Origin of the sequence: Paenibacillus sp. 203, assembly GCF_037027525.1 — a bacterium.
In the GTDB taxonomy this organism is placed as follows: domain Bacteria; phylum Bacillota; class Bacilli; order Paenibacillales; family Paenibacillaceae; genus Paenibacillus; species Paenibacillus polymyxa_B.
Map to the genome: position 1 here is coordinate 125511 of NZ_JAXCHD010000009.1, position 26131 is coordinate 151641.

The window sequence follows — 26131 nt, forward strand, 5'->3', positions numbered from 1 at the left end:
AAACGAAGAGATGTTTTGAAAATAAGGCAGATTTAGGCCTGTCTCTGCTCCCTTTTGTTTGAACACTGGGTCTTCCGGGGTAATAATAGTCAAGATATGCAGAGGGTTGTTTCAGGTATGTAGAGACCAAGGGAATAAAGAAGCAAGATATGTGCATACTGACAAAAATACCGGACGAGGGCGCTAAAAATTATTTTAGACCGAAGGGAGTGGAGGGTATGGCTGCAAATTTTAGGAAATCAGGATCAACTGACGGGCAAATGAGCCGGACGGTATCTGTTATCGCTTGGATCGCCTGTATTGCAGGTATTATCCTTATTTTGCTTGATATAGGTAATTTAACTGATCGGAATATATATTTAATGACAGGCATTGGCTGCGTTGTTGCCGGGATTTTTATTTTTCTAGTTGGGAAATCATTTGTCATTGCACGCAAGAAGGAAGACCAGGAAAACGGCCGCAGTTAATACAATTTAAAAATGATTTAAAGCAAAGATATGCCGAAAACAACAATGTGGGGCTTCGAGCAGTGTAGGATGATAACTGTAAGGAGTCCCGCTTTTTTCTTTAATATAACTTCTTTAAGATACACAAATAACGTTTTTATTATGTCATCTTTGTATTAATAAGAAATTTTGAATTTGCAAGAGAAATTTTATTTTTAGAGATGTTTTTCACAAAAAACGGACAAATAATCGACAATTCTGTTAACAATAAAAAAAGTGGCCACTTTTCTGCTATCTTATATAGGGGCAACATTACAGGAGTTCGTAAAGTTTTGAGTAATTTATTATTTAAGGAGAGGGGAACAACATGAACAAAAAACCAAAAGCGATTATTGCGTTGGTTTTGACCGTGCTCACGGTAGCATTGCTCATTTGGACGTGTTTTTATGCTGGCGGAAAATACGTTGTTTTCGATCCGAAAGGACCCGTTGGGCAAGCACAAAAAGAGCTGATCATTCTTACAACGGCATTGTCTGCGCTAATAATTGTACCGGTCATGATTTTGACTTTCTTCATCATTTGGCGGTATCGTGATACACCGACAAACAAGGTGAAGTATCAACCCCACTGGGATGACAGTAAAAAGCTGGAGACCACATGGTGGGCTATTCCAATTATCGTTATCTGTATTATTGCGGTCATTACTGCAAGATATACCTACTTGCTGGAGCCTTCCAAGCCGTTGGCAAGTACGCAAAAGCCAGTAACCATTCAAGTGACTTCACTGGACTGGAAATGGCTCTTTATGTACCCAGAGGAAGGTATAGCTACAGTTAACCAAGTTCACATTCCTAAAGGTGTTCCAGTCCGTTTTGAACTGACTGCTGACGCCCCGATGAACTCATTCTGGATTCCGCAATTGGGCGGACAAATCTACACCATGTCAGGCATGGCTATGAAACTGCATTTGCAGGCCGATCACGAAGGAACTTACTTTGGTTCGGGTGCAAACTTTAGCGGTGAGCATTTTGGACAAATGCGTTTTGATGTAGAAGTCCAGTCGGATGAAGAGTATAAAAACTGGGTCGCTGACATCAAAAAGCAGTCTAAGCCGCTAACGAAAGACGGCTATTTGGCGCTTGCAAAACCAGGTTTGTCCCAGCCTGATGAGTATTCTTCGATTCCAGATGGCTTGTTCAAAGACATTGTTAACAAGTATGTAGTGGAGGGTGCTTCTAACCCACATGCTGGACATGGTGAAGCTACATCCACAGAAGGTTCTTCTCAGTCCGGCACAGAAGATCATGCGGCAATGGACATGAGTCATATGAATATGAGCGGACACAATTAAATGATTATAGGGAAGGAGGCCCCCAATGCTTGACAAAATAAAAGAGTTTGCATCCACTTTCTTCGTTACTGGAGATCCGATGATCTATGGAGCGGACGTCTCCATCGCATTGGCAACAATCGGGATCGTGTTTGTGCTCACTTATTTCAAAAAATGGGGCTGGCTTTGGAAAAACTGGTTGACTACTGTTGACCATAAAAAAGTCGGTATTATGTATATTCTTGCGGCCATCTTGATGTTATTCCGCGGAGGCGTGGATGCATTATTGATGCGTGTTCAACTGGCTACACCGGATGTTACACTACTGCATCCTGAGCATTACAACCAGATTTTCACAACACATGGCACGATCATGATCCTGTTTATGGCGATGCCGTTGATGTTTGGTTTGTTTAACATTGCCGTACCACTTCAAATTGGTGCGCGCGACGTTGCGTTCCCTTTCCTGAACGCATTGAGCTTCTGGCTTTTCTTTATGGGAGCGATGTTGTTCAACCTGTCCTTCGTTATCGGTGGTTCGCCAGACGCAGGTTGGTTGAGTTATCCACCGCTTTCAGAACTGCAATTTAGTCCTGGCGTCGGTCAGAACTTCTATATCTGGGGTATTCAGATTTCGGGTATAGGTTCATTGGCTACGGGGATCAACTTTATTGTTACTATTATTAAAATGCGTGCACCTGGTATGACTTGGATGAAAATGCCTGTCTTTACGTGGTCCGTATTTTCGTCATGTGTTATTATCATTTTCGCATTCCCGATTCTGACGGTTACTTTGGCATTGCTGTTCCTTGACCGCTTCGGAGGAGGACACTTCTTTACGCTTGATTTCGGCGGTAACCCGATGATGTATATCAACTTGATCTGGATGTGGGGTCACCCTGAGGTATACATTGTAGTTTTGCCTGCCTTCGGTATTTATTCCGAGGTTATCAGCGTATTCTCCAAAAAGAAATTGTTTGGATACAAGTCCATGGTTTACGCCATGTTCATTATTGCGATCTTGTCCTTCTTCACCTGGGCGCATCACTTCTTTACGATGGGATCAGGCGCAGATGTTAATGCATTCTTTGCGATTTCGACGATGGTTATCGCAATACCGACAGGGGTTAAAGTATTTAACTGGCTGTTCACGATGTATCGGGGTAAGATTACATTCAAGACTCCTATGATGTGGTCAATTGCTTTTATTCCGAACTTCTTGATTGCTGGTTTGACGGGCGTCATGTTGTCTGTAGCGCCTGCTGACTTCCAGTTCCATAACAGTTACTTCCTGATCGCTCACTTTCACTCCGCTCTGATTGGTGGTGTAGTGTTCGGTTACTTGGCAGGTCTGTACTATTGGTGGCCTAAAATGTTCGGTTTCACATTGCCTGAAACGCCTGGTAAATGGGCTTTCTGGTTCTGGAACATCGGTTTCTATGTATGTTTTATTCCGCAATATTCTCTCGGTCTGATGGGTATGACGCGTCGTCTGAGCACTTACGGCTGGGATACCGGCTGGCAGCCGCTTAACCTCGTTTCGACCGTTGGGGCATTCTTGATGGGGATTGGTTTCTTGTTCCAGGTTCTTCAAATTCTTCTGGGCATCAAGAATTACCGTAAGCTGAAGGATACAACAGGCGATCCTTGGGGTGGCCATACGTTGGAATGGTCGATTCCTTCACCTGCACCAGAGTACAATTTTGCTACCATTCCACAAGTAGAAGAACGTGATGACTGGTGGGCAGAAAAAGATAAACGTGCAAAAGGTATTTTCAGAAAGCAACCGCCAATTGAAGCGATTCATATGCCGAAGAACTCGGCGATTCCATTCATTATGTCGGTATTCTTTTTCATTGCAGGTTTCGGGTTCGTATTCGGATGGTCGTTCTTCTATATTCCAGGGCTGATCGGTGTGGCAATTTGTATGATTTGCCGTTCGTTCTTCTCCTATGATGGCGACTACTATATCCCTGCGGATGAAGTAAAACGCACGGAAGCGGCAATAAGGGGGTCTGTATAATGGCACAAGCAGCAGCACACCAAAGCCATGATCATGACCACGGGCATCACGATCCGCAAGAATTGAAGATGCTTGGTTTTTGGATCTTCCTCGTAACGGACGTAATCCTGTTCAGTACCTTGTTCGCAACCTTCGTCGTCCTTCGGAACAACACAGCCGGAGGACCGGGTGGCGCAGAGCTGTTTAACATGACGGGCGTTATTATTGAAACGTTCCTCTTGCTCACGAGCAGCTTCACAAGTGGTCTGGCTGTGTTGGCCATGAACAAAGGAAGCATGAAGGGATTAATCAACTGGTTAATCGTGACGGCGATCCTGGGTCTTGGTTTTATCGGTTTTGAGGTTTACGAGTTTGTTGAGTTGGTACACGAAGGAGCCAATTTTGGAACCAGTGCGTTCTTGTCGGCATTCTTCACTTTAGTCGGAACGCACGGACTTCACGTTTCGTTAGGTCTGGTTTGGATGATTGGACTCATGTTCCAGTTGAAAAAACGCGGGCTTACACCAGAGACGAAGGGGAAAGTTTCGGCATTGAGCTTGTACTGGCACTTTTTGGACGCTGTCTGGATCTTCTTGCTGACAGTCGTCTATTTGATGGGGGTGATGTAGATGGCACAGCATCAAACAGGAGCGGGTTCGCATGGTCATGATGATTCTCACGGTTCAGTGAAATCCTATGTTATCGGGTTTATTCTGTCCATCGTACTGACCATCATTCCTCTCGGTGTGGTTATGAATCATATGTTGAGCCGCACTTCGACCATGGTTGTTATTTTAGCCGCGGCAGTGCTGCAATTTCTGGTTCAGCTTTTCTTCTTCATGCACATTCGTGAGAGCAATGGACCACGCTGGAATGTCATGACTTTGATTTTCGGGGTAGTTATCCTGTTGACCGTTGTTGGTGGTTCTGTATGGATTATGGAATACAACATGGTAGCACACTAATAAGTAGGATTTTTCAAAATCACTCAAGTACAAACGAATTAGGAAAGAAGAAGCGGACTTAGAGCCGCTTCTTCTTTTTTTGTGTAGCATATTAAAATAAAAACTGTGGCTTCTTGAACTCAAGTTTACATATGTGTAAAATGGAATTGTATAACAGTAGAGTGAAAACGATAATACTAGTGGAGAGCGGAGGAAAAAGTAATGAACACAGAATTACTGTTTAAACCTTTTAAGTTAGGTAATTTATCTCTTCCCAATCGGATTGTTATGGCGCCAATGACACGGAATTTTTCTCCTCAAGGTATTCCAGGGCCTGACGTGGCCGCGTATTATCGTCGCCGTGCCGAAAATGCAGTAGGATTGATTATTACAGAGGGAACTGCTATTAATCATCCCGCAGCTGTGGAGCACACAAGCATTCCTAATTTTTATGGTGAGGGATTAAAGGGGTGGGCCAAGGTAGTTGAGGAGGTTCATGCGGTAGGTGGCAAGATTATACCGCAGCTCTGGCATGTGGGTACGGCCCGTAAAATAGGTGCAGATAATCAACCGAATCCCGAGGCATTGCCTGTCGGTCCGTCCGGTATCTCTCCCGCCGGCGAAAAGGTGGTTGAGCCATTGACGGAGGCTGAGATTGCGGATATTATTTCAGCTTATGCACAGGCCGCTGCCGATGCCCAGCGAGTGGGTTTTGACGGCATTGAGCTTCATGGAGCACATGGCTATTTAATCGATCAATTTTTCTGGGACAAAACCAATAAGCGCACCGACCGATACGGAGGCAACTTGGTCCAGCGTACTCGGTTTGCGGTGGAGGTCATTGAGGCTTGTCGTCGTGCAGTAGGGCCGAATTTTCCAATTGTATTGCGATTCTCCCAGTGGAAGATGTACCATTATGAAGAAAAGCTGGCCCAAACACCACAGGAACTTGAACAGTTTCTCACTCCATTAGTGAAGGCCGGGGTGGATGTATTCCATTGCTCAAGCCGCCGTTTTTGGGAACCGGAATTTGAAGGGTCTGATCTAAATTTGGCAGCTTGGACCAAAAAGATAACAGGCAAGCCAGTGATTACTGTGGGCTCGATTGGTTTAGAGAAGGCCTTTTTGAGTGATTTTGAAAATAATAATCGTCAAACCGATCAATCCAGTAATGTAGAGACAAGATTAGAACAACTCGTGGGGCAAGTAGAACGAGAGGAAGCTGATCTGGTTGCGGTTGGGCGTGCTTTGCTGGTTGATCCAGCGTTTGCGGTGAAGTTACGTGATCAACAAATAGATGAAATTATTCCTTACAGTGATGAAGTATTAAAAACGTTGAATTAAGCTTTATTAGGCTCTAAGTATTGTAAAGCTATAGTGTTAGGCAAGCATTGTGACTTGGAAGTTTTCTGTTACAGGGCAAGCTGTAATATAAGCTATTCGTAAACTCTACGAATTTGCTATAATAGGAGCATCAAGTCGAAATACACGGGGTGAAAAGGATGAATTCTGAAACGGAAGCTTTGGATTGCGAGCCGGCTTGTCACGGTTCAGATCAGGAAATTGAGCGCATAAAATCTTCCCTTGTTGAGGATTCCATCGCATACAAAATGTCGGAGCTGTTCAAAGCACTGGGTGACCCGACACGAATCAAGCTGATTTATGCCCTGGCACAAAAAGAACTGTGTGTTCATGATCTGACCCAGGTGTTGAACATGGGACAATCTGCGGTATCCCACCAGCTTCGTTATTTGCGCAACCTGCGTATTGTCAAACGACGCAAAGTAGGCAAGACGGTGTTTTATTCACTGGATGATAATCATGTGGAGCAGATCTTTTTGCAAACCCATCAGCACATATCACATCAATAATTTTGGGGATAAAACAACAGAGGGCGCCAAGCGATTGGCGCTCTTTTGGCGTTCGTCCGTTGAAGTCGATTTTTTTGTTAAAAAGGGCTAGAGTCATTGACTTTTGACCCTGAACCTGAATATAATGGCCTTAACAAATAATATATGAACAGTTGCTCATATATAGTTAATTGGAGGCCAATGACTATGGATGCTCTAAAAAGAACGGAACGGCATGAATGGATTTTGGAAGGTTTGGATTGCGCCAACTGTGCTCTCAAGATTGAAAATGGTGTCAGTAAAATAGAAGGGGTCATGGATTGCTCGGTCAATTTTGTTACGAAAACGTTGACGATGACCACAAGTTCGGATCAAAAGGAAGAGGTTTTTCGCCAGACTGAACGGAAGGTTCACAGACTTGAGCCACATGTTCGGATGGTGGTAAAAAGTGCTCGTGGACGCCTGCGTGAAGACAGTCGAAGCAATGCTGGTGCAGTACAGTCGGATTGCACAGAGGATTGTGCATGCGGTCATGAGCATAATGGTGAAGGTGAAGGGCATACACACGAGGTTGGGCAACATGCTTCTCACAGCCACGCTGGTCATCATCATGAAGCACATGATAAGCAAGCCCGCACGCACGATGGACACGACCACGGCGATCATGCACACGAGCATCACAACCACCATGCAGAGCACGAACATGGTGAAGCCACCCAGACTCATTCACATTCGCATGGAGATGATAGCCACGCTGGGCATACGCATGATCACGGTACGGACGGTATGCGCCGCATGATTACGCGTTTAGCTATTGGTGCGGTCGTTGCGGCTGTTGCCTGGTGGTTACCTGTCGAAGGTGTAGGCAAGCTGGCCCTATTTTTACTGGCATATATCATCGTTGGTGGTGATGTTGTCTTGCAGGCTGCACGCAGTTTGGTACGTGGAATGGCCTTTGACGAGTACTTCCTGATGACGCTGGCTACAGTTGGTGCATTTGCGATTGGGGAATACCCGGAAGGCGTAGCTGTCATGTTCTTTTATCAAATCGGGGAGCTGTTTCAAGGCATTGCAGTTAACCGTTCACGTAAATCCATCAGTGATCTGATGGATATTAGACCGGACTATGCCAACCTGAAGACGGCTGAGTCCGTACGGAGAGTGTCCCCAGAAGACGTTCGCATTGGGGATTTGATTGTAATTAAGCCGGGCGAGAAGATCCCGCTGGATGGTAAAGTTATAGATGGTAAATCGCATGTGGATACCTCTGCGTTGACTGGTGAATCCGTGCCTCGTACCGTAGAGCCGGGAAGCAACGTGTTGAGTGGATTTATCAATACGAACGGACTTCTAACGGTAGAGGTTAGCAAAGAATTTAGTGAATCGGCGGTCTCGAAAATTTTGGAATTAGTGCAAAATGCGAGTGCCAAAAAAGCGCCGACTGAAAAGTTTATCACGAAATTTTCCAGATACTATACTCCAGTAGTGGTTATTGTAGCGCTGTTGTTGGCGGTTGTTCCACCGCTTGTTGTGCCAGATGCACAATTTGCAGATTGGGTATACCGTGCGCTTGTTTTCCTCGTTATTTCTTGTCCTTGTGCGCTGGTAGTATCCATTCCACTGGGCTTCTTTGGGGGAATTGGGGCAGCCTCCCGTTCAGGAGTTCTGATCAAGGGCGGGAACTATCTTGAAGCTCTGAATCATGTGAAATACGCTGTTTTTGATAAAACAGGTACACTCACCAAAGGTGTTTTCCGTGTAACAGGGATTTATCCTGCCGGAGATTTTACAAACGAAACCCTGCTCGAAACCGCCGCTTTGGCCGAGCTGCATTCCACACATCCTATTGCTGCGTCTCTGCGTGAATCCTACGGTAAAGAACTCAGAGCAGAACGGGTTCAGCAATATAGTGAAATATCCGGTCACGGGATTCAGGCACAAATTGACGGTCGTCTGGTATCAGCCGGGAACGCCAAGCTGATGGAGCGGGAGCATGTGGCTTTTAACGTGGCGCAGCAAGCAGGGACGCTGGATGAAGGAACGGTCGTACATGTGGCTGTAGACGGAACGTATGCCGGGTGCATTCTGATTTCGGATGAGGTTAAGGAAGACGCAGCCCAAACGGTTGCTTCACTGAAAAAGTTGGGTGTGGTGAAAACCATCATGCTGACGGGTGACAATCGGACTGTTGCCGAGGCCGTAGGACGACAGTTGGGTTTGGATGAAGTACGGGCAGAACTGTTACCTCAGCACAAAGCCGAAGCCATCGAGCAGTTGTCTGCAAGTAAAAAAACGAGCGACAAAATTTTGTTCGTAGGCGATGGAATTAATGATACACCCGTACTGGCGCTGGCAGATGTCGGTGTAGCGATGGGCGGTTTGGGATCGGATGCTGCGATTGAGGCGGCAGATATCGTAATTATGAACGACGAGCCTTCAAGGCTGGTTACGGCGATCCATATCGCCAAGCGCACACGTCGTATCGTATGGCAAAACATTATATTTGCGCTAGGTGTCAAAGCTGTGTTTCTTACGCTGGGAGCATTCGGTATTGCTACGATGTGGGAGGCTGTATTTTCTGATGTAGGTGTAACATTGCTAGCTGTATTGAATGTGATGCGTGTATTGAAGGTTCGTTCTTACGAGTAAAAATAAACACCTCTGGGTTAGCATCGGATGTATAGGCATCCTGTGAAAACCGGGGGTGTTTATTTTATAGGTTTCTTTTTCGAGTGGTCTTGTGCCAGCAGGATAGAGATTTATTTTGGGATGTAGGGTAGTTGTGCCGAAATGTATAAATGTGTGGCGTGCCTAATACGTTAAGGTATGGGCTTTACAAGTAAGGCCCATGTAAGATTCGGTTGCTCCATTATGGGTAAGCGTTTTCTTTGTTTGGAGGGGTACTCGAATTCGTGTGTGCCAACTTGCTGACGGAAGAAAGGATGGATTAATAGCATGGAGGCTAAACTGATGCATGTATTCGCAGAGCTGTTGGGTGGCAAAAATAGCCGGGATCTCAAAGTTCCAGAGCCGGGTATGGAGGCTGCTGCACAGAGGTTGGCTATGGAGACGCTAAAGGCAGGCAGCCATGAAGTATCTGCTACGCAGGAGGAAGATCCGTTGGGCTGGCTGGTTGGTTTAGCTGAGCAGGGCGTAATCAGTCGAGCAGAGGCTTTGATGGCTGCGAATCCGGAATTACTTGGGGAAACGATGCTGAATAACGGCAACGATATTGGGCAAGCAGTGCGCACACTCCTAAAATGGAGCGATGAATACAGGCGCACCTCCATACGGATTTATGCCGATGCTCCTGCAAGTTTGAGTCGTATTGGCACAGAGACAGCATCGGAAATAGGCAGTTATGACGGTTATAGTCTTCTGCAAGGTCCCTTGTCACAGGCATCTGGCCGTGTAGGGAAACTATGCTATGCCTATCTGGACGTAGCAGAGTCTGGACAGACGATTCATGCCCCTGACGGGGAGCCCGATCCCATCCTTATTCCCGGTTCACGTGCATCTGACACGTACAAAACCTTTAACCAGGCATCTGGCCTGCCTGGATTGTGTGAGCATTTGTCCCGCCGAATTATCAGTTTGCTGGAAACACAATATGAAAGCTTATTCGAGTCTTTGAACGGATCACCACTCACTATAGCCCTAATTGAGCAGAACAATGCAGTGGGTATTGGAAGCTTGCAAGATATGCAGCTGGAGGCATTACTGCGTGCGGCGTTGCGGAGCGTGCGGCAGGGGGGAGAACCCAAGCTGGAGATTATAGTGCGCAATCCGGCTGACGTGGACGAATTCCGGGCAGCGCGAGACTGGATTGACGGCGTTGCAGAGCAGACTTTATGCGGGCGTCTTCGGTGCATTCCATACCGGGTAGGCGTGCTTTTGACAGTTGACCCGTCTTTGGTGCCTAACGTAAGCCAAACAGGGAACAGGCAAGCCGCACGGTCGGGGGAGTCAGCTAATTCCAATAACATGTCCGAAGTGAGCGCACGACAGATCAAGCAGGTGGCTCAAGCTGCAGATCTGGCACGTTTTGCCGATACGGTCATTTTAGAAGTCATACCAACTCCATCCGATGACATTAGGGCTGAGGAGCAGTTGATTCCATCCGGTGTCGATGGTCATGAGAACAATAGTGATACGATAAAATGCATAATGGAGGCTGTTCGACGTGTAAAGTCTGAGCTTCCTTTATGGGTAGCAATAGATGAAATTAACCATTCTCTGGATAGGATTTCGATCTGGGAGAATGAGCTGACGGGGGTCATTTGCCCGGACACAGCGGTTCCCACTGTACGCCTTGCGGCTGCGCGTCTGGGACTGCAACAGCCCGCAGATCGTCAGCACACTTCAGGAACTGCACACAATCATGCGTGGAAGTTTCCTTTAGCCTGAAGATAACCGGAATTCTTGGAATAGGATGCTTTAAATATGGAGGATACCTGCGGTGGCGCGGGTATCTTTTTTTATTTAGGCCATTGCTGGTTTACAAGTGGAAAAGAAAAGGTATATAATAAAACAAAAGTTTCGCTAATCCAAAATAATTGTATAGATGCAAAAATGATTATCATTCTCATTGTCAAACATGCTGCTTCGGACTTCCCGAAGCAGCATGTGCTATTTTAGGGCACTTAACAATGGATATCATTCTCAATGAAATGCTAGTACAAGGAACAAAATATGGAAAGGAACGTGACATGATGCAAGCTACTCAACGATTACAAGATACATTGTCTCCCTCTAACCGAACCCTTTCAAAAAACAGTGGTAGCGGACGACCCGGTCCGAATCGCAAGCCGCAATTTCAGCTTAAAAGCATGCTGAAAAACAAGGAGATGCAAGCAGCTCTAGGTAGTGGATTGCTGATGCTGATGGCATGGGGAGCCTCCCATTGGTGGCAATGGCTATCGGTTATTCTGTATGTAGTGTCCTATGCCCTTGGGGGCTGGTCCAAAGCCAGGGAAGGGGTCGAAACACTGATCCGAGAACATGATCTGGATGTTAATCTACTCATGATCGCTGCCTCCCTAGGAGCTGCGGCCATTGGCTATTGGAATGAAGGAGCCATGCTGATCTTTATTTTTGCACTCAGCGGTGCGCTGGAGAGCTATACCACCGAGCGTAGTAGTAAGGATATTTCTGAGCTCATGGCGTTGAAGCCGGAAACGGCTTTACGCTTGTCTCGCGAGGGGACGGAAACAGTCGGCATTGAACAGCTGTTGCCAGGCGACCTGCTGCTGGTGAAGCCGGGCGAACTGATTCCGGCGGACGGCCGAATCTCCAAGGGCGTTTCGGCAGTGAATCAGGCATCGATTACCGGGGAGTCTGTTCCGGTAAATAAGGTGGAAGGTGACGAAGTATATGCGGGCACCATTAATGGAGAAGGCGTGCTATATGTAGAGGTTAGTCAGTCCTCGGAGGACACTTTATTTTCAAAAATCATTCGTATGGTGGAAGAGGCTCAGACCGAAGTTCCTGATTCCCAGCGGTTTATTAAAACGTTCGAATCGGTGTACGCTCGAATTGTTGTTGCTGTCACGCTGATCGTCATTGTCGGTGCACCCATCGCATTAGGCTGGACGTGGGCAGCAGCGTTCTATAAGGCTATGGTGTTCCTCGTCGTGGCCTCACCCTGTGCGCTCGTGTCATCCATTATGCCAGTGATGCTATCGGCCATCTCCAACCGTGCCCGACGGGGCATTCTGTTCAAAGGTGGAGCACATGTAGAGAATATGGCATTGACTTCTGTTGTTGCTTTTGACAAAACAGGTACGTTAACGATGGGGTCACCTGTCGTCACGGATTGGATTACCGCCGCAGAATACGATGCCGATGAGCTATTGCACATTGTCGCCACAATTGAAAGTTATTCTTTGCATCCGCTGGCGCGAGCGATTGTAGCCAAAGCCGAAGCTAAATTGGGACAGAGAGATCCTCTCCCAACCGAGCAAGTGCAGGCACTCACCGGATGGGGAATGGAAGGCATCATAGGCGGGGTGAAATGGAAAATCGGTCGCACAGATGTGCTGGATGGACCTAGTCCTCTGGCAGAGCCAGAGTGGATGGAGAGTCGGGCCCGGCTGGAAGCTGAGGGCAAAACCGTATCCATCATCCTCGCGGATGATCGGATTGCTGGAATGCTGGCACTACGCGATGAGTTGCGTCCGCAGGCTCAAGAGTCCGTGAAACGCCTGCAAGCGCAGGGTATCCGGGTTGTCATGTTAACCGGAGACCGTCCAGAAACGGCCGCTGTGATCGCGGAGCAGGCCGGAGTCGACGCTGTATATGCTGGCTTAATGCCGGAGGACAAAGTCAGCCATATTCGCATGCTGCGGGAGCAGTACGGGCATGTCGTCATGGTCGGCGACGGTGTGAACGACGCTCCTGCGTTGACAGCAGCAACCGTAGGACTAGGCATGGGGATGCATGGCAGCGGAGCAGCGCTAGAGGTCGCTGACGTGGTACTGATGAACGATGGAATCGAGGAGATCGCACCGACGATAGCACTGGCGCGCAAGGCGCAGCGGGTGGTCAAACAAAATATGGTCTTCGCGGTAAGTGTCATTTTGCTGCTTGTGATCAGCAACTTTGTGCAGGATATAGCTTTGCCATTTGGGGTTATTGGGCATGAAGGCAGCACAATACTGGTCATTTTGAATGGCCTGCGCTTATTGCGGTCATAGGACTAATAATTACAAGATGACAAACAGGAAGGAGCATTCATACCTCTTAAAATCCAAGGGGGTGAATGCTCCTTCTTTTGCAGCCTCGCAACGCTGTACGTCTATCTTCGGCGCGGCGTAGATCGTCGCAAGAACAAGGAAAACAATAGCCCCGCTAGTGCAATCCCTGTAGCAATGATGAAGGCATCATTAATGCCATGGATCGTTGATTCTGTAACGGCACTTCGGTACACCTGTTGTAGCGCCAACGATGAACCACTTTCTGTTGAAATGCCCGCCGTTTGCGCGAGGGTTTGTCCCAACTGTGCTACCCCTTCGGTTAAAGGAACATTGGCGGTGGTAGCGACATTCGCATAATCCGCTACATGAATTGTCGTTCGGCTGCTCATTACAGTAATGAGCCAAGCGGTACCGATAGACCCGGCGATTTGCCGTACTGTGTTGGACATGGCTGTACCGTGGCTACCGAGATGGGCAGGTAGCTGGTTTAGACCTTCCGTCTGGACGGACATCATCAGCAATGACATTCCGAAGCTGCGAATCGTATAGATGATCATAATATGTCCGTAGGTGGTGGCATCGGTCAGCAGACTGAATTCCCAGGTTGTGACTGCTGTAATGATCAGTCCAATGATCGCCAACGGTCTTGCCCCTATACGGTCAAATACTGCCCCTGATATCGGTGACATCACACCCATCAGCAGTGCACCCGGTAACAGCAGCAGACCGGATTGCAGCGGCGTAAAGCCGCGTATATTTTGCAAATAGATCGGTAGCAGCAGCATCCCGCCAAACATCGTCATGTTGACGGTAGCCCCGACTAAGGTCGATACGGTAAAAATATCATATTTAAACACACGGAACTCCAGCATCGGCTGTATCATATTCAGCTCGCGCACGATAAACAATACAATAAACACAACCCCGGCAGCGAGTGTAAGTATTACCGTATTGCTGTCCCAGCCCTTGTCTCCAGCTGAACTAAAGCCATACAGTAGGAAGCCAAAACCAAGGGTGGAAAAGATGGTTCCCAACAGATCAAAGTTCGGTTTCGTTAGCTTGGATACATTTTTGAGCCAGCGTATGGCAAACAGAATATCAATGATTGCCAACGGAATCACCAGCAAAAATAGCAGTCTCCAACTATAGTGCTCCACAATCCAACCGGATAAAGTTGGTCCAACCGCCGGGGCAAACATCATGGCAATCCCCATGGTCCCCATAGCAGCGCCTCGTTTTTCGGGGGGAAACACAGTCAGGAACACGTTCATGACCACAGGCATGATAATGCCCGCTCCGCTGGCCTGAATAACGCGTCCAACCAGCATAGGCGCAAAGCCGGTACTGGTAGCACAGACGACAGACCCGGCCGTAAATAACCCCATCGCGGAGATGAATAGCGCACGTGTTCCGAATGACTCAATCAGAAAAGCAGTGATAGGAATCAAAATCCCGTTGGTTAGCATATATCCGGTGGATAGCCATTGAACGGTTGTTGCAGATACATTAAAATCATTCATCAAATGTGGGATGGCCACGTTGAGCAGCGTTTGATTCAAAATCGAAATGAAGGCGCCTAGCAGCAGCACGGACAGAATACGTCCGACGGACATTTTTTGATCCATGACAGCCTCCTACTTGTGAACTCTGATGGTCGCACTCATTCCCGGGATAATACCCAGTCCCTTGTAACCTTGAATGGAAATATGGACAGGCACGACCTGTGTCACCTTGGTATAGTTGGCAGTGGTGTTAGAAGTGGGCAGTAGTGAAAAAGTTGATGCGGTCGCCAGGCCGATCTTTTCGAGTTTACCGCTCAGGGACGTATCCGGGTAAGCATCAATATATACATCTACCGTCTGTCCTACTTGAAGATCTTGTACAGCCGTTTCGTCAATATTGGCGGTAATCCATAAATTGTTTAGATCAAAAGCCTTCGCTAAGGGTGTGCCTGCCCCAACAATCGAGTTGTTGACTGCAGATTGCTGTACGATGGTACCATCGGTTGGAATCGTAACGCTAATTCGGCTTCCTCCCCCTTCTACATTACCAAGCGTGCTTCCAGCGGTGTAGGTCTTACCAACTTCAGCATTCCAGCCTGTGAGTTTGCCAGCGCCTGGAGAGGCAACGGTAACTGCTTGTCCGCTCACTTGGGCATTATCGGTTTTTATGTAGTTGGCGGATTGATTGTAGTAATAGGCGGCGGCTCCGCCACCTGCCAGAATAATGATAATAACTAGCAGGTTGACTAATATGGCGCGTGAATTCATGTTTACATGCCTCCCTAGTTCTTGGATTTTCAAAGTATGCGTCAAATGATTCATAATATTCAGATGGGTTTTGGGCAAGGTTAAGAGCGCATGCGAAAAAGATGATTTTGCTGACAAAGGATGATGCGCATAATGACGACCAGAATCATGATTGTATATGACAGTGAAAATGGGCATACCGAACGTCTCGCTCGCTCGATCGCAGAAGGAGCACACCTTGAGCATACGGAAGTGTTGTTAAAGCATGTGAATGAGGCCGATGTGAATGAGCTAGTGAGTGTGGATGCCATTATATGGGGTTGCCCGGGCCATTTTGGTACCATCAGCAGCGGTTTGAAAAGCTGGATTGATAAGCTGGGGTATCTGTGGGCGCAGGGCAAGCTGGTGGATAAAATCGGCGCTGTGTTTTGCACAACAGCTACCGTTCATGGTGGATTGGAATCTACGCTTCTGAATTTGATTACTCCGATGCTTCATCAAGGCATGATTATTGTAGGACTGCCCGCTAATATTACGGAAAATGCATTATACGGCTCCTATTACGGCGTAGGGGTAACATGTCCAGTGGAGACAGACCCCAATGGTCCGCCTAATCTTCCAACGGGTGATGATCTTGCACTAGGTCGTTCTTTGGGTAAACGGGTCGCTGAGATAGCGGGACGGTACCGTAGCGCTGAAAGAGAATAGGAGGCTACCGATGACCATTGCTTTTATCGTAGTAGCTGCGGTTGCCTTTATTTTTTTGCTGGTATTTAATACAAAGATGACGCGAAAATCCTCTCCCAAAACTCGCCCCACGGAAGAGGAGTCACGGCAAAGAAGCAAACGTCCTTATCCTGTACAGGTGGAACCCGAGGCACGTGAAAGGATAGATTCTACGCGAGAGATGCCGCATAAGGATATCGACGTCGAAGAACATCATGCGGAGGAACAACACAAGGTGCCTGATATCCAGACGGATAAGAAGGTAGAAAAGGATCGAGAGAATATCAAAGATGCTTACGGAGATCAGGATTATCGTGCGGCTTTACGTGGTTTTGCCAGGAAGGACGAAGAAAAGGATGGACGTTCCCAAATATCCAATGGAGAGAAGGAGACTCACAAAAGTGGGGACGAGCAGTACCGTGAAGCACTGCGCTCCATGAACCAAAAAAAATGAGGTATCTCCATGTGAACATGCCAAAAAAGGCTGCTTATCTGTCTGGATTACAGGCAGACGGCAGCCTTTTTGTGTTGCTCGGCTATAGCCATTCGGTTAGCCCAATCATCGTAATTAAGCCGAGAATAAAAGAGAATGTGGCGATCCGCTGGTTGCCATCCCCGTGACTCTCGGGAATCAATTCCTTGTAGACAATAAACATCATGGCTCCGGCGGCAAAAGCAAGGCCGTAAGGTACCAGTCCGTTCACCCAGCTGCTCAAATAAAACCCGATCAGACTCGTAATGATTTCCACGGCTCCGGTGAGGGTAGCAATGCCCAAGGCCTTGAAACGGCCGATATTTTGATTCACAAGGAACAACGCTACGATAAAGCCTTCCGGGGCATTTTGCAGGCCGATAGAGAAGGCGATCAGATTGCCGAGATTTTGAGTTTCACTTGCATAGCTGACCCCAACAGAGAGTCCTTCTGGCAAATTGTGCAATGTAATAGCTGCGATAATGAGAAAAGATTTGGACTCCAGTTGAAAGGTCTTGGAGTCTGGGTCCTCCAAATCCGCATGGGGAATGTACATTTCCATCACCAGTAATACGAGACAGCCGAGCAGGATTCCCGCAGTCAGCACGAACCAATTGGAATGCTGGATTGCTTCGGGAATGAGGTTATACACGGATGCAGAGGTCATAATTCCTGCGGCATAAGCCAACAGAACATCGCGAAGCCGATGCGTGATATTGCGCATAAACAGTATGGGCACGGCGCCGAGTCCAGTGGACAGGGCAGAAATAAAGCTACCTAAAAAAACGTCATTCATAATGGGGATAATCCCTCCATACCTGATTTATCTTTATACTTCGCTTCATGAAAACTTCATTTGACTGTTTACAGCTATTTCCGCATAATGAAATTAGGATTTAGAATCAGTCTAAGTCATAAGAAGCTACAAAACAAGTGATTCGTTTTTGCAATATCCGGGTGTCCACATTTTGGGATAAGCTTCTGGTGGAATTACTTTTAGAGTATATGCAGCTGCCCAGCGCCCGGTGCCGAAAACTCGTTATATAATACTTATGATATTTTAGGAGGAACCAAGATATGTACAAGTCCATTATTATAGGTACCGGCCCTGCCGGTTTGACCGCTGCAATTTATCTGGCACGTGCTAACATGAGCCCACTGGTGATCGAAGGACCACAGCCAGGCGGACAATTAACTACGACTACGGAAGTCGAAAATTTCCCAGGTTTTCCTGAAGGAATCATGGGACCCGATTTGATGGATAATATGCGTAAGCAAGCGGAGCGTTTTGGCGCTGAATTCCGCACAGGCTGGGTAAACAAAGTAGACACAACGGCTCGTCCATTTACATTGGATGTAGAAGGTTTGGGTGAACTGGTTACTGATACGCTGATTATTTCCACGGGGGCAACTGCCAAATATCTAGGTATTCCCGGTGAACAGGATAATATCGGACGTGGCGTAAGCACTTGCGCAACATGCGACGGCTTCTTTTTCCGTGGCAAAGAAATTGTTGTCATCGGCGGTGGAGACTCTGCATTGGAAGAAGCCAATTTCCTGACTCGATTTGCCTCTAAAGTGACATTGGTGCATCGTCGTGAAGAAATGCGCGCCTCCAAAATTATGCAGGATCGTGCTCGTGCGAACAACAAAATTGAATGGGCGCTTAATCGTACTCCTGTAGAAGTGATTGCGGACGAGAATGGAGTCACTGGCTTGAAAGTATTAAATAATGCAACAGGTGAAGAGGAAATCATTACAGTTAGCGGCGTATTCGTGGCGATTGGTCATCATCCGAATACAGGCTTCCTTGAGGGACAAATTACAACGGATGCGAACGGTTATATCGTCGTAAATCCGGGTACTTCCGAAACAAACGTGCCTGGCGTATTCGCTTGTGGTGACGTACAGGATACTCGCTACAGACAAGCGATTACCGCAGCAGGTAGTGGCTGCATGGCTGCTATGGACAGCGAGAAGTACATTGAAAGCCTGGAGCACAGCGCACTGGCCCTGTAATGATCCTTGGAAATATGAATAAATATGTTGTAACAAAATAAATGATGAGGTGATATTCATGGAAAAAGCAATAGTATACACATCTACAAACTGCCCGCATTGCCGTCAAGTAAAAAGTTATTTGAGTGAAAAAGGCGTAGAGTACGAAGAACGCAACATTGAAACCAATGAAGCTTTTGCACAAGAGGTTTGGGATATGGGCATTCGTGCCGTTCCATTGACTTTGATCGGGGAAGAACGTATTTCCGGTATGAACAAAACCAAGTTTGAAAAAGTACTGAACGCTTAATCCAACCTAAGAGCAGACGACGGTCCTGTGATCGTTATAGGGTATAGATAAGGCCTCCATCGCAGTTACATACTGCGGAGGGGGCCTTTTTATAGTCCCTAATCTTTTTTATAGGATTTTGCAAAAGTCCGAGAAAAGTGGGCGTACAGGAACCTAAGTGTTCCCGTATGCTTTTTTTCTTATAAAGACACGCGTACTCGCCCCAGAAAAGGAGCTGTTGCTGCATAGGCGGCACCTAGCATCGTCGAACGGCTGCCAAGCGTGGAGAAACGAATCTGTAGTTGCCGACGGTGATAGGGCAGGGCACGTTCGTCAATCACATCACGCATGCTTTGTTCCAACCAAGGTCTGGCTTCTGCCAGTGGACCGCCGATGATAAGCATTCCGGGGTTGAGGCTGTTCACAATGTTGGTAATACCCACACCCAAATATCGCCCAATATCATCAAGGACGTTTAATGTACTTTCTTCACCTTGCTGAGCAAATGGCAGTAATTCCGCTGTATTCTGTGCAGGTAGTTTCAATGTGGATGCTACATACGCCTTCTCTGAAGCATAGAGTTCCCAGCAGCCGCGACTACCGCAGGAGCAGAGTCGTCCGTTCCAATCAATGGTCATATGACCCGTCTCTCCGGCGTACCCCCAAGCTCCTTGATACGGTTTGCCATCGATGATAATCCCGGCTCCGATCCCGGACCCTGCACTGATGTAGACCAGATCCCGCACCTGCTGTCGGTGATCGCCGTCCATCCCATAGTACAACTCGCCCTGTGCGCCGACGTTAGCTTCGTTATCCACTACGACGGGCAGACCTAGCTCGGCCTCAAGTTGCTGCCGCAGCGGAACCTCTTCCCAGCCCAGATTGGGTGCGAACAAAACGGTTCCGGTTTCATCCACCATACCCGGCACCCCCAGCCCAATGCCGACAATACCGTGAGGAGAGGGAGGAGTGGCCTGCATGAGCTCCTGAACGAGCTTTCGAATCTGTTCCATAACAAAGGCGGGATCATGCTGAGTAAGGGAAAGGGTAAGCTCAGTTTCAATGGTACCTGCCAGATCAGTCAGAGCGCCCTTGATGTACTGTACGCTTACCTCAATACCGAGTACAAAGCCTGCACGGCTGTTGAACAGCAGCATTAAAGGCTTACGCCCGCCGCTGGATTCCCCTAACCCCGTCTCATATACAAGTCCATCGGTGATGAGCTCTGCCACCAGATTGGAAACGGTAGCCTTGTTTAATCCAGTTTGACTGGATAACTGTGCCCGGGATAGCGGAGCATGAAGGCGAATACGCTCCAGCACAATGGATTTATTTAGCTTTTTGACAAGCGCCTGATCGCCAGTGACATTCATGGTTAATTCACTTCCTGTTGGTGTAATTCCTGATATTATATCATAAAAACAAACTTAGTTTAAGCAATAGACAAAGTCTTTCGGCTGTGCTAGAATCGTTTTTGTAAACGTTTACTATAAAGGAGGAACTTATAATGGCTTATTTCGAACAGGTATCTAAAATTAACTTTGAGGGCAAGCAATCCGACAATCCTTTTGCGTTCAAATTTTATAATCCACAGGAAATTGTAGCGGGAAAAACGATGGAGGAGCATTTGCGTTTTAGCATGGCCTATTGGCATACACTGGTTGCAGGTGGCTCCGATCCTTTTGGTGTAGAAACAGCGGAACGTCCATGGTCCAAGTTTACCGGGCTGGATTTGGCGAAGGCACGTGTGGAGGCTGCCTTTGAGCTGCTAGATAAGCTGAATTTACCTTATTTTGCTTTCCATGATGTGGATATTGCACCAGAAGGCGCGTCATTGAAGGAATTTTACAGCAATCTGGATACCATCGTGGATCTAATTGAGGAACATATGAAAGCTACAGGGAAAAAACTGCTGTGGAACACGGCAAACATGTTTAGCCATCCACGTTATTTGCATGGGGCTGCGTCGACTTGCAATGCAGATGTATACGCACACGCAGCTGCTCAGATTAAAAAAGGACTGGAAGTGGGCAAACATCTAGGCGCAGATAACTATGTTTTCTGGGGAGGCCGTGAAGGCTACGAAACACTGCTGAACACGGATTTGAAGCTGGAGCAGGACAATTTGGGACGTATGTTCCATATGGCCGTAGACTATGCGCGTGAAATCGGCTTTGACGCTCAGTTCCTGATTGAGCCAAAACCGAAGGAGCCAACGAAGCATCAGTATGATTTTGATGCGGCGACGACGATTGCCTTCCTGCAAAAATATGATCTGGATCAGCATTTCAAGCTTAATCTGGAAGCTAATCATGCAACTTTGGCGGGCCATACTTTTGATCATGAAGTACGTGTAGCACGGATTAACGGCATGCTGGGATCACTGGATGCAAATCAGGGAGATTTACTGCTGGGCTGGGATACGGACGAATTCCCGGTGGATCTGTATGATGCCACACTAACCATGTATGAAGTGCTGCAAAATGAAGGCTTGGGCCGTGGGGGTATCAACTTTGATGCCAAGGTGCGCAGAGCATCATTTGAGCCGGAAGACTTGTTCCTTGCGCACATCGCAGGTATGGATACGTATGCGAAGGGACTGAAGGTAGCCGCCAAACTGATCGAGGATCGTGTGTTTGAGGACTTTATTGAGAAGCGCTACAGCAGCTTTAAAGAAGGTATTGGAGCAGACATCGTATCTGGAAAAGCAACGCTTGCTTCTCTGGCTGAATATGCTTTGGCGAACGAAGCACCACGCAAAAACGTATCCGGTCGTCAGGAATATCTGAAAGCAACATTAAATCAATACATTTTGGCTGACTAATACCAGGACTTATATATGAAACAACGGCTGCACGATGACAAGGAAGGAGGAACTCCAATGCAGGAGAAGCTAAATCAGGAGCAGGAACGCTATGTCATTGGCGTAGATTTGGGTACCAGCGCGGTCAAAACGGTGCTGGTTAACCGCAAGGGGCAGGTTTCCTATGAAACCTCCCAGTCTTATCCGCTCCATCAGCCGAAGGCAGGATATAGCGAACAGCACCCTGAGGACTGGGTCAGTGGCACGTTAGCATCACTGAAACAGCTTGTGGAGAAGGCTGGAATCGGCGGCACAGATGCTGTGGACGGTATTAGCTTTTCGGGACAGATGCATGGGCTTGTGCTGACTGACAAGGAAGGACAAGTGCTTCGTCCGGCTATTCTGTGGAATGACACGCGTACAACAGCACAATGCCGTCGTATTGAAGGAAAGCTCGGGTCGGAGCTGCTGAACATCGCACGTAATCGCGCGCTGGAAGGCTTCACGCTGCCCAAGCTGCTGTGGGTACAGGAGCATGAGCCAGAGGTGCTGGCCCGTGCGGCACATTTTATGCTGCCCAAGGATTATGTGCGCTACTGTCTGACAGGAGAGCTGGCGACGGAGTATTCGGATGCGGCGGGCACGCTGCTGCTGGATATTGCGAACAAGCAGTGGAGCGAAGAGATCGCTGCCGCGTTTGACCTACCGTTGTCGCTGTTCCCGCCGCTGGTGGAATCCTTTGATCAGACGGGTACGCTACTGCCGGAGATTGCGGAGCAGAGCGGGCTTTCGCCTGAAACGAAGGTCTTTGCAGGTGGTGCCGACAACGCATGTGGCGCGATTGGCGCTGGCATTTTGAGCGAAGGCCGCACCCTGTGCAGCATCGGCACCTCAGGGGTTGTACTTTCCTATGAGGAGCGCAAGGATATTGATGTGCAGGGACGGGCACATTTTTTTAATCATAGTGAGCAGGATGCTTATTATATTATGGGGGTTACGCTCGCGGCCGGATACAGCTTGACTTGGTTTAAGGATACCTTTGCACCAGAGCATTCTTTTGATGCACTGTTGGCAGATGTGAACTCTATTGAACCAGGCAGCCGAGGGCTGCTGTTCACGCCTTATATCGTCGGCGAGCGTACACCTCATCCAGATGCAACCATTCGAGGTAGCTTTATCGGGATGGATGCGGGGCATAAGCTTGCGCATTTTACACGGGCGGTGCTGGAGGGAATTACGTTTTCGCTCAAGGAATCCATTGATATTCTCAGAGGAACGGGCAAAATGGTGAATGAAGTGATTTCCATCGGCGGCGGTGCGCGTAATGAGGCATGGCTGCAAATGCAGGCAGATATTTTTAACGCGGATATCATTAAGCTGGAAAGCGAACAGGGACCTGCCTTGGGAGCGGCCATGCTGGCTGCTTATGGTAGCGGCTGGTTTGAATCTCTGCAAGCGTGCGCTGAAGCTTTTCTGCGTGAAGCAGTGAGATATTCCCCGAACCCAGAACGTGTGGCACAGTATGAAGGCCTATACGAGCTGTACCGTGAAGTTTACTTGCACACGCGAGAGCTAAGTGAGCATTTGGCAGTATATCGGTGAAGCGTAAATAAGAAGCGGCTCCGGGTGTAAGAAACCCCCGGAGCCGCTTTTTTTTGTGATGATGAGTTTTTGAATTAAATACTTTTCTTGATTTTCGCATGATCTTCATTCATAGAACTCACGGCACAGCCAGGACATGACTTGCTCGACGAACACCCCGCACAGGCGCCTTGACGGCTTTTTCGCAAAAATCTTACCAGCACCCACGCACTATAACCGAGGATCGCCAATAAAATGATGATATTGATCATGGAATTCACTTCCTTTTATTTACTATAGGGCCTGACTTAACCCCAACCTAATAATCTGCCACATTGATAGATCAAAACGGCGATGATATATGCGACGGTCAAAGGATAGATCACAGAAAATGCGGTCCAACGCCACGAAAGGGTTTCTTTACGAATGACCGCTACCGTAGCCAGACACGGAACATACAGCAGAATGAACACCATAAAGCTAAAAGAGGCAAGCGGTGTAAAGGCCTGTCTGACTTGTAGTTCAAGTCCCTGCATATCGGGAACGTGGTAAATAATATTCATCGTTGATACGACAACTTCCTTGGCCATAAAGCCTGTGAGCAGGGAAGCTCCTGCTTGCCAGGTGCCAAAACCGAGAGGGGCCAGTAATGGAGCGAACCAACCTCCAATGGTGGCAAGCAGGCTGTCATTCATTTCTGCCCCGAAGCCCTGCGGACCGAAATTGGACAAGAGCCAGATGCCAACGGAACCTGCAAGAATAATGGTTCCGGCTTTACGGACGAAGCCTTTGACCTTCTCCCATGTGCTGCGGAATAGTGTAAGAGCCTGCGGCACTCGATAGGGAGGAAGTTCCACGATAAAGAGGGAGGGCTCACCCGACAAAATGGATACTTTGGAAAAAATTTTGGCAAGTATAAGTGAAACGATGATTCCTAACACATACATCAGCATGATAATGCTTGCCGCATGTGTTGGGAAAAACACACCCGCAAACAACGCATATACCGGCAGGCGGGCTGAACACGACATAAAGGGCACCAGCAATGTGGTAATGAGGCGTTCTCTGGGCTGTTCAATGGTGCGTGCCGCCATAATCGCAGGGACATTGCAGCCAAATCCGATGATGAAGGGAATGAAGCTTTTCCCGTTCAAGCCAACGGCTTGCATCAGGCGATCCATGAGTATCGTGACCCGTGCCATATAACCAGAGTCTTCGATCACTGAAATTATCAGAAATAAAATAGCAATTTGAGGCAGAAAAACAAGCACACCCCCGACTCCAGCCACGATGCCGTCCACGACTAGACTTTGCGTAAAAGCAGACGCGTTCAAGTGAACGAGTAACTCAGAAATCCAAGTGCTGAGTGTCCCTGAAAAAAATCCATCCAGCATATCTGAAAGGATCGTACCCGCCCAATCGAAGGTGAACTTGAAGGTAGCGTACATCAGCAGCAAAAAGATCGGAATCCCCAGATACCGGTGAGTTAATAGTGCATCCAGCCTATCCGTCAGGCTGTGCGGTCTGAGTTTGGAGGTGTCGAGTGCCTTGGTGCACAGATCAGCAATCCATGCTGTTCGTACAGAACGAATATGCTGAGCAGGGGTGATGGCATGGCCTTTACCGAGAAGTTCTTCCTCACAACGGTGGATGCGTGCAGTTACTTGTTCACGCTGTACCTCATTCGTCATCCATTCCATGACGACAGGATTGCCTTCCAGACATTGCAGTGCGGCCCACCGCAGTTGCGGCACAGGTGCATTTGGCAGCAAGTCGCAAATATCGGTAATAGCAGCTTCAACGGCAGGGCCGTAGTCCAATTGAAAAGCATTGGATGTACGTCTTACCTCCCGAAGAGAAGCGAGCATTTGCTTACTTCCACTGCCTGTACGCGCCACCATAGGAATGATAGGAACGTTCAATTGATCAGCTAACAATTCCTTGTTTACACGAAGACCCGTGGCATCGGCTACGTCAGTCATGTTTAACCCAAGTACAAGCGGACGGCCATACTCCAGTAGTTGTACGGTCAGATAGAGATTACGCTGGAGCTGGGAGGCATCCACAATGTTGATCAGGGCCGTAGGAGGTTCTTCCAGCAAATATCGAGTTGCGACACCTTCATCCAGCGAAAGAGGGAGTAAAGAGTAGGCGCCCGGCAAATCCACCAATACGGCAGACTTGTCACGCAGGATTCCTGTTTTCTTTTCCACTGTGACGCCGGACCAGTTTCCTACTTCTGCATACGTACGAGTCAGCTTGTTAAATAATGAGGTTTTTCCTGTGTTGGGATTACCGAATAGAGCGATCATGTCCATGTTGGAACAACCTCCAGTTGCTTCACCTGATTTTGGCGAAGGCCGACCAGCTGGCCGTTGCATTCAATGACAATAGGACCGCCCAATAAACTGATTTTTTTTAACCGTATGATGGAACCTTCGTTAATGCCCATGTCTGTTAAGCGGCGGCGCAATGAGGGATGAAGAGGGGCGAGAGATTGCAAACGCACAGTCTGACCCAGTGGCGTACGAAGGAGTGAGATACATTCTGGCATAGTGCTCAGCCTTTCTGATCTAGAATGAGAATCAATATCATTTACTTCCGATGCCAGTACCATATCATGAGGAAATCTAGATTGCTGTGATAAAACTCTCTACGAACGACATGTTTGCTCATTATCCGATCTGTTATATAGCCGAGTATGATGTCACAACCTGTCTTGAACTGCACCCTTACTCGTCTGCAA

Annotated in this window: 23 protein-coding genes; 16 read left to right on the plus strand and 7 right to left on the minus strand. The window is 47.8% G+C overall.

What is annotated here, in order from left to right; all coding sequences use genetic code 11:
• Nucleotides 1-218 precede the first annotated feature (218 nt).
• From WA407_RS20315 to WA407_RS20360, 10 genes are all read left to right on the plus strand, one after another.
• The gene (locus tag WA407_RS20315; protein ID WP_061828909.1) at nt 219-467 is read left to right on the plus strand and encodes a hypothetical protein; all 249 of its coding nucleotides are present in this window, start codon (nt 219-221) and stop codon (nt 465-467) included.
• A gap of 346 nt (nt 468-813) precedes the next feature.
• Entirely contained in the window at nt 814-1797 is a 984-nt protein-coding gene (gene cyoA, locus WA407_RS20320; RefSeq protein WP_061828908.1) for a ubiquinol oxidase subunit II, read from the plus strand.
• Between the two features lie 25 nt (nt 1798-1822).
• Nucleotides 1823-3799: a cbb3-type cytochrome c oxidase subunit I gene (locus WA407_RS20325; RefSeq protein WP_013311982.1), complete on the plus strand. Its 1977-nt coding sequence runs from the start codon at nt 1823-1825 to the stop codon at nt 3797-3799.
• The gene (gene cyoC, locus WA407_RS20330; protein WP_023990327.1) at nt 3799-4407 is read left to right on the plus strand and encodes a cytochrome o ubiquinol oxidase subunit III; all 609 of its coding nucleotides are present in this window, start codon (nt 3799-3801) and stop codon (nt 4405-4407) included. The genes WA407_RS20325 and cyoC overlap by 1 nt, the downstream gene beginning before the upstream one ends.
• Nucleotides 4408-4743 carry a cytochrome o ubiquinol oxidase subunit IV gene (gene cyoD, locus WA407_RS20335; protein WP_013311980.1) on the plus strand — a complete coding sequence of 112 codons (336 nt, stop codon included), beginning with the start codon at nt 4408-4410 and terminating at the stop codon, nt 4741-4743.
• Nucleotides 4744-4944: 201 nt separating this feature from the next.
• Complete coding sequence (locus WA407_RS20340; RefSeq protein WP_254329521.1) at nt 4945-6066, plus strand: NADH:flavin oxidoreductase; 1122 nt, start codon at nt 4945-4947, stop codon at nt 6064-6066.
• A gap of 158 nt (nt 6067-6224) precedes the next feature.
• Nucleotides 6225-6593: an ArsR/SmtB family transcription factor gene (locus WA407_RS20345; protein WP_336078254.1), complete on the plus strand. Its 369-nt coding sequence runs from the start codon at nt 6225-6227 to the stop codon at nt 6591-6593.
• A 186-nt stretch (nt 6594-6779) separates the two neighbouring features.
• Entirely contained in the window at nt 6780-9221 is a 2442-nt protein-coding gene (locus tag WA407_RS20350) for a heavy metal translocating P-type ATPase (protein WP_336078255.1), read from the plus strand.
• A gap of 306 nt (nt 9222-9527) precedes the next feature.
• Complete coding sequence (locus tag WA407_RS20355) at nt 9528-10979, plus strand: PEP-utilizing protein (RefSeq protein ID WP_336078256.1); 1452 nt, start codon at nt 9528-9530, stop codon at nt 10977-10979.
• A 305-nt stretch (nt 10980-11284) separates the two neighbouring features.
• The gene (locus tag WA407_RS20360; protein ID WP_336078280.1) at nt 11285-13267 is read left to right on the plus strand and encodes a heavy metal translocating P-type ATPase; all 1983 of its coding nucleotides are present in this window, start codon (nt 11285-11287) and stop codon (nt 13265-13267) included.
• 101 nt (nt 13268-13368) lie between these two features.
• Here the strand turns inward: WA407_RS20360 and WA407_RS20365 are convergent, their stop codons facing one another.
• The gene (locus tag WA407_RS20365) at nt 13369-14892 is read right to left on the minus strand and encodes a DHA2 family efflux MFS transporter permease subunit (protein ID WP_254350681.1); all 1524 of its coding nucleotides are present in this window, start codon (nt 14890-14892) and stop codon (nt 13369-13371) included.
• Between the two features lie 9 nt (nt 14893-14901).
• On the minus strand, nt 14902-15537 hold the full coding sequence (locus WA407_RS20370) for an HlyD family secretion protein (RefSeq protein WP_336078257.1): 636 nt from the start codon (nt 15535-15537) through the stop codon (nt 14902-14904).
• 132 nt (nt 15538-15669) lie between these two features.
• On the opposite strand from WA407_RS20370, the gene WA407_RS20375 reads away from it, so the two are divergent.
• Complete coding sequence (locus WA407_RS20375) at nt 15670-16224, plus strand: NAD(P)H-dependent oxidoreductase (protein ID WP_061828901.1); 555 nt, start codon at nt 15670-15672, stop codon at nt 16222-16224.
• Between the two features lie 10 nt (nt 16225-16234).
• A complete protein-coding gene (locus WA407_RS20380; RefSeq protein ID WP_336078258.1) occupies nt 16235-16696 on the plus strand; it encodes a hypothetical protein in 462 nt (153 codons plus the stop codon).
• Between the two features lie 82 nt (nt 16697-16778).
• Here the strand turns inward: WA407_RS20380 and WA407_RS20385 are convergent, their stop codons facing one another.
• Nucleotides 16779-17510, minus strand: a complete 732-nt coding sequence (locus WA407_RS20385; protein ID WP_061828899.1) for a ZIP family metal transporter — start codon at nt 17508-17510, stop codon at nt 16779-16781.
• A gap of 281 nt (nt 17511-17791) precedes the next feature.
• On the opposite strand from WA407_RS20385, the gene trxB reads away from it, so the two are divergent.
• Complete coding sequence (gene trxB, locus WA407_RS20390) at nt 17792-18733, plus strand: thioredoxin-disulfide reductase (RefSeq protein WP_023990316.1); 942 nt, start codon at nt 17792-17794, stop codon at nt 18731-18733.
• 58 nt (nt 18734-18791) lie between these two features.
• Nucleotides 18792-19022: a glutaredoxin family protein gene (locus WA407_RS20395; protein WP_007432162.1), complete on the plus strand. Its 231-nt coding sequence runs from the start codon at nt 18792-18794 to the stop codon at nt 19020-19022.
• A gap of 179 nt (nt 19023-19201) precedes the next feature.
• Here the strand turns inward: WA407_RS20395 and WA407_RS20400 are convergent, their stop codons facing one another.
• A complete protein-coding gene (locus WA407_RS20400) occupies nt 19202-20374 on the minus strand; it encodes an ROK family transcriptional regulator (RefSeq protein WP_336078259.1) in 1173 nt (390 codons plus the stop codon).
• 134 nt (nt 20375-20508) lie between these two features.
• Between WA407_RS20400 and xylA the strand changes: the two genes are divergently transcribed.
• Nucleotides 20509-21825 (plus strand): xylose isomerase, encoded by a 1317-nt coding sequence (gene xylA, locus WA407_RS20405; RefSeq protein ID WP_336078260.1) that lies wholly within the window; start codon nt 20509-20511, stop codon nt 21823-21825.
• Between the two features lie 57 nt (nt 21826-21882).
• Nucleotides 21883-23406, plus strand: a complete 1524-nt coding sequence (gene xylB / locus WA407_RS20410) for a xylulokinase (RefSeq protein ID WP_336078261.1) — start codon at nt 21883-21885, stop codon at nt 23404-23406.
• Between the two features lie 74 nt (nt 23407-23480).
• Here the strand turns inward: xylB and WA407_RS20415 are convergent, their stop codons facing one another.
• Genes WA407_RS20415 through WA407_RS20425 form a run of 3 tightly spaced genes read right to left on the minus strand, consistent with a single transcriptional unit; the run spans nt 23481 to nt 26002 of the window.
• The gene (locus tag WA407_RS20415; protein ID WP_081112420.1) at nt 23481-23657 is read right to left on the minus strand and encodes a FeoB-associated Cys-rich membrane protein; all 177 of its coding nucleotides are present in this window, start codon (nt 23655-23657) and stop codon (nt 23481-23483) included.
• Nucleotides 23658-23693: 36 nt separating this feature from the next.
• The gene (gene feoB, locus WA407_RS20420) at nt 23694-25703 is read right to left on the minus strand and encodes a ferrous iron transport protein B (protein WP_061828895.1); all 2010 of its coding nucleotides are present in this window, start codon (nt 25701-25703) and stop codon (nt 23694-23696) included.
• Entirely contained in the window at nt 25694-26002 is a 309-nt protein-coding gene (locus WA407_RS20425; protein WP_231887529.1) for a FeoA family protein, read from the minus strand. The genes feoB and WA407_RS20425 overlap by 10 nt, the downstream gene beginning before the upstream one ends.
• Nucleotides 26003-26131 lie beyond the last annotated feature (129 nt).

What these genes read in the sequence shown, in the direction of transcription:
- WA407_RS20315 (WP_061828909.1), top strand. Translation starts at nt 219, where the DNA reads ATGGCTGCAAATTTTAGGAAATCAGGATCAACTGACGGGCAAATGAGC.
- cyoA (WP_061828908.1), top strand. Translation starts at nt 814, where the DNA reads ATGAACAAAAAACCAAAAGCGATTATTGCGTTGGTTTTGACCGTGCTC.
- WA407_RS20325 (WP_013311982.1), top strand. Translation starts at nt 1,823, where the DNA reads ATGCTTGACAAAATAAAAGAGTTTGCATCCACTTTCTTCGTTACTGGA.
- cyoC (WP_023990327.1), top strand. Translation starts at nt 3,799, where the DNA reads ATGGCACAAGCAGCAGCACACCAAAGCCATGATCATGACCACGGGCAT.
- cyoD (WP_013311980.1), top strand. Translation starts at nt 4,408, where the DNA reads ATGGCACAGCATCAAACAGGAGCGGGTTCGCATGGTCATGATGATTCT.
- WA407_RS20340 (WP_254329521.1), top strand. Translation starts at nt 4,945, where the DNA reads ATGAACACAGAATTACTGTTTAAACCTTTTAAGTTAGGTAATTTATCT.
- WA407_RS20345 (WP_336078254.1), top strand. Translation starts at nt 6,225, where the DNA reads ATGAATTCTGAAACGGAAGCTTTGGATTGCGAGCCGGCTTGTCACGGT.
- WA407_RS20350 (WP_336078255.1), top strand. Translation starts at nt 6,780, where the DNA reads ATGGATGCTCTAAAAAGAACGGAACGGCATGAATGGATTTTGGAAGGT.
- WA407_RS20355 (WP_336078256.1), top strand. Translation starts at nt 9,528, where the DNA reads ATGGAGGCTAAACTGATGCATGTATTCGCAGAGCTGTTGGGTGGCAAA.
- WA407_RS20360 (WP_336078280.1), top strand. Translation starts at nt 11,285, where the DNA reads ATGCAAGCTACTCAACGATTACAAGATACATTGTCTCCCTCTAACCGA.
- WA407_RS20365 (WP_254350681.1), bottom strand. Translation starts at nt 14,892, where the DNA reads ATGGATCAAAAAATGTCCGTCGGACGTATTCTGTCCGTGCTGCTGCTA.
- WA407_RS20370 (WP_336078257.1), bottom strand. Translation starts at nt 15,537, where the DNA reads ATGAATTCACGCGCCATATTAGTCAACCTGCTAGTTATTATCATTATT.
- WA407_RS20375 (WP_061828901.1), top strand. Translation starts at nt 15,670, where the DNA reads ATGACGACCAGAATCATGATTGTATATGACAGTGAAAATGGGCATACC.
- WA407_RS20380 (WP_336078258.1), top strand. Translation starts at nt 16,235, where the DNA reads ATGACCATTGCTTTTATCGTAGTAGCTGCGGTTGCCTTTATTTTTTTG.
- WA407_RS20385 (WP_061828899.1), bottom strand. Translation starts at nt 17,510, where the DNA reads ATGAATGACGTTTTTTTAGGTAGCTTTATTTCTGCCCTGTCCACTGGA.
- trxB (WP_023990316.1), top strand. Translation starts at nt 17,792, where the DNA reads ATGTACAAGTCCATTATTATAGGTACCGGCCCTGCCGGTTTGACCGCT.
- WA407_RS20395 (WP_007432162.1), top strand. Translation starts at nt 18,792, where the DNA reads ATGGAAAAAGCAATAGTATACACATCTACAAACTGCCCGCATTGCCGT.
- WA407_RS20400 (WP_336078259.1), bottom strand. Translation starts at nt 20,374, where the DNA reads ATGAATGTCACTGGCGATCAGGCGCTTGTCAAAAAGCTAAATAAATCC.
- xylA (WP_336078260.1), top strand. Translation starts at nt 20,509, where the DNA reads ATGGCTTATTTCGAACAGGTATCTAAAATTAACTTTGAGGGCAAGCAA.
- xylB (WP_336078261.1), top strand. Translation starts at nt 21,883, where the DNA reads ATGCAGGAGAAGCTAAATCAGGAGCAGGAACGCTATGTCATTGGCGTA.
- WA407_RS20415 (WP_081112420.1), bottom strand. Translation starts at nt 23,657, where the DNA reads ATGATCAATATCATCATTTTATTGGCGATCCTCGGTTATAGTGCGTGG.
- feoB (WP_061828895.1), bottom strand. Translation starts at nt 25,703, where the DNA reads ATGGACATGATCGCTCTATTCGGTAATCCCAACACAGGAAAAACCTCA.
- WA407_RS20425 (WP_231887529.1), bottom strand. Translation starts at nt 26,002, where the DNA reads ATGGTACTGGCATCGGAAGTAAATGATATTGATTCTCATTCTAGATCA.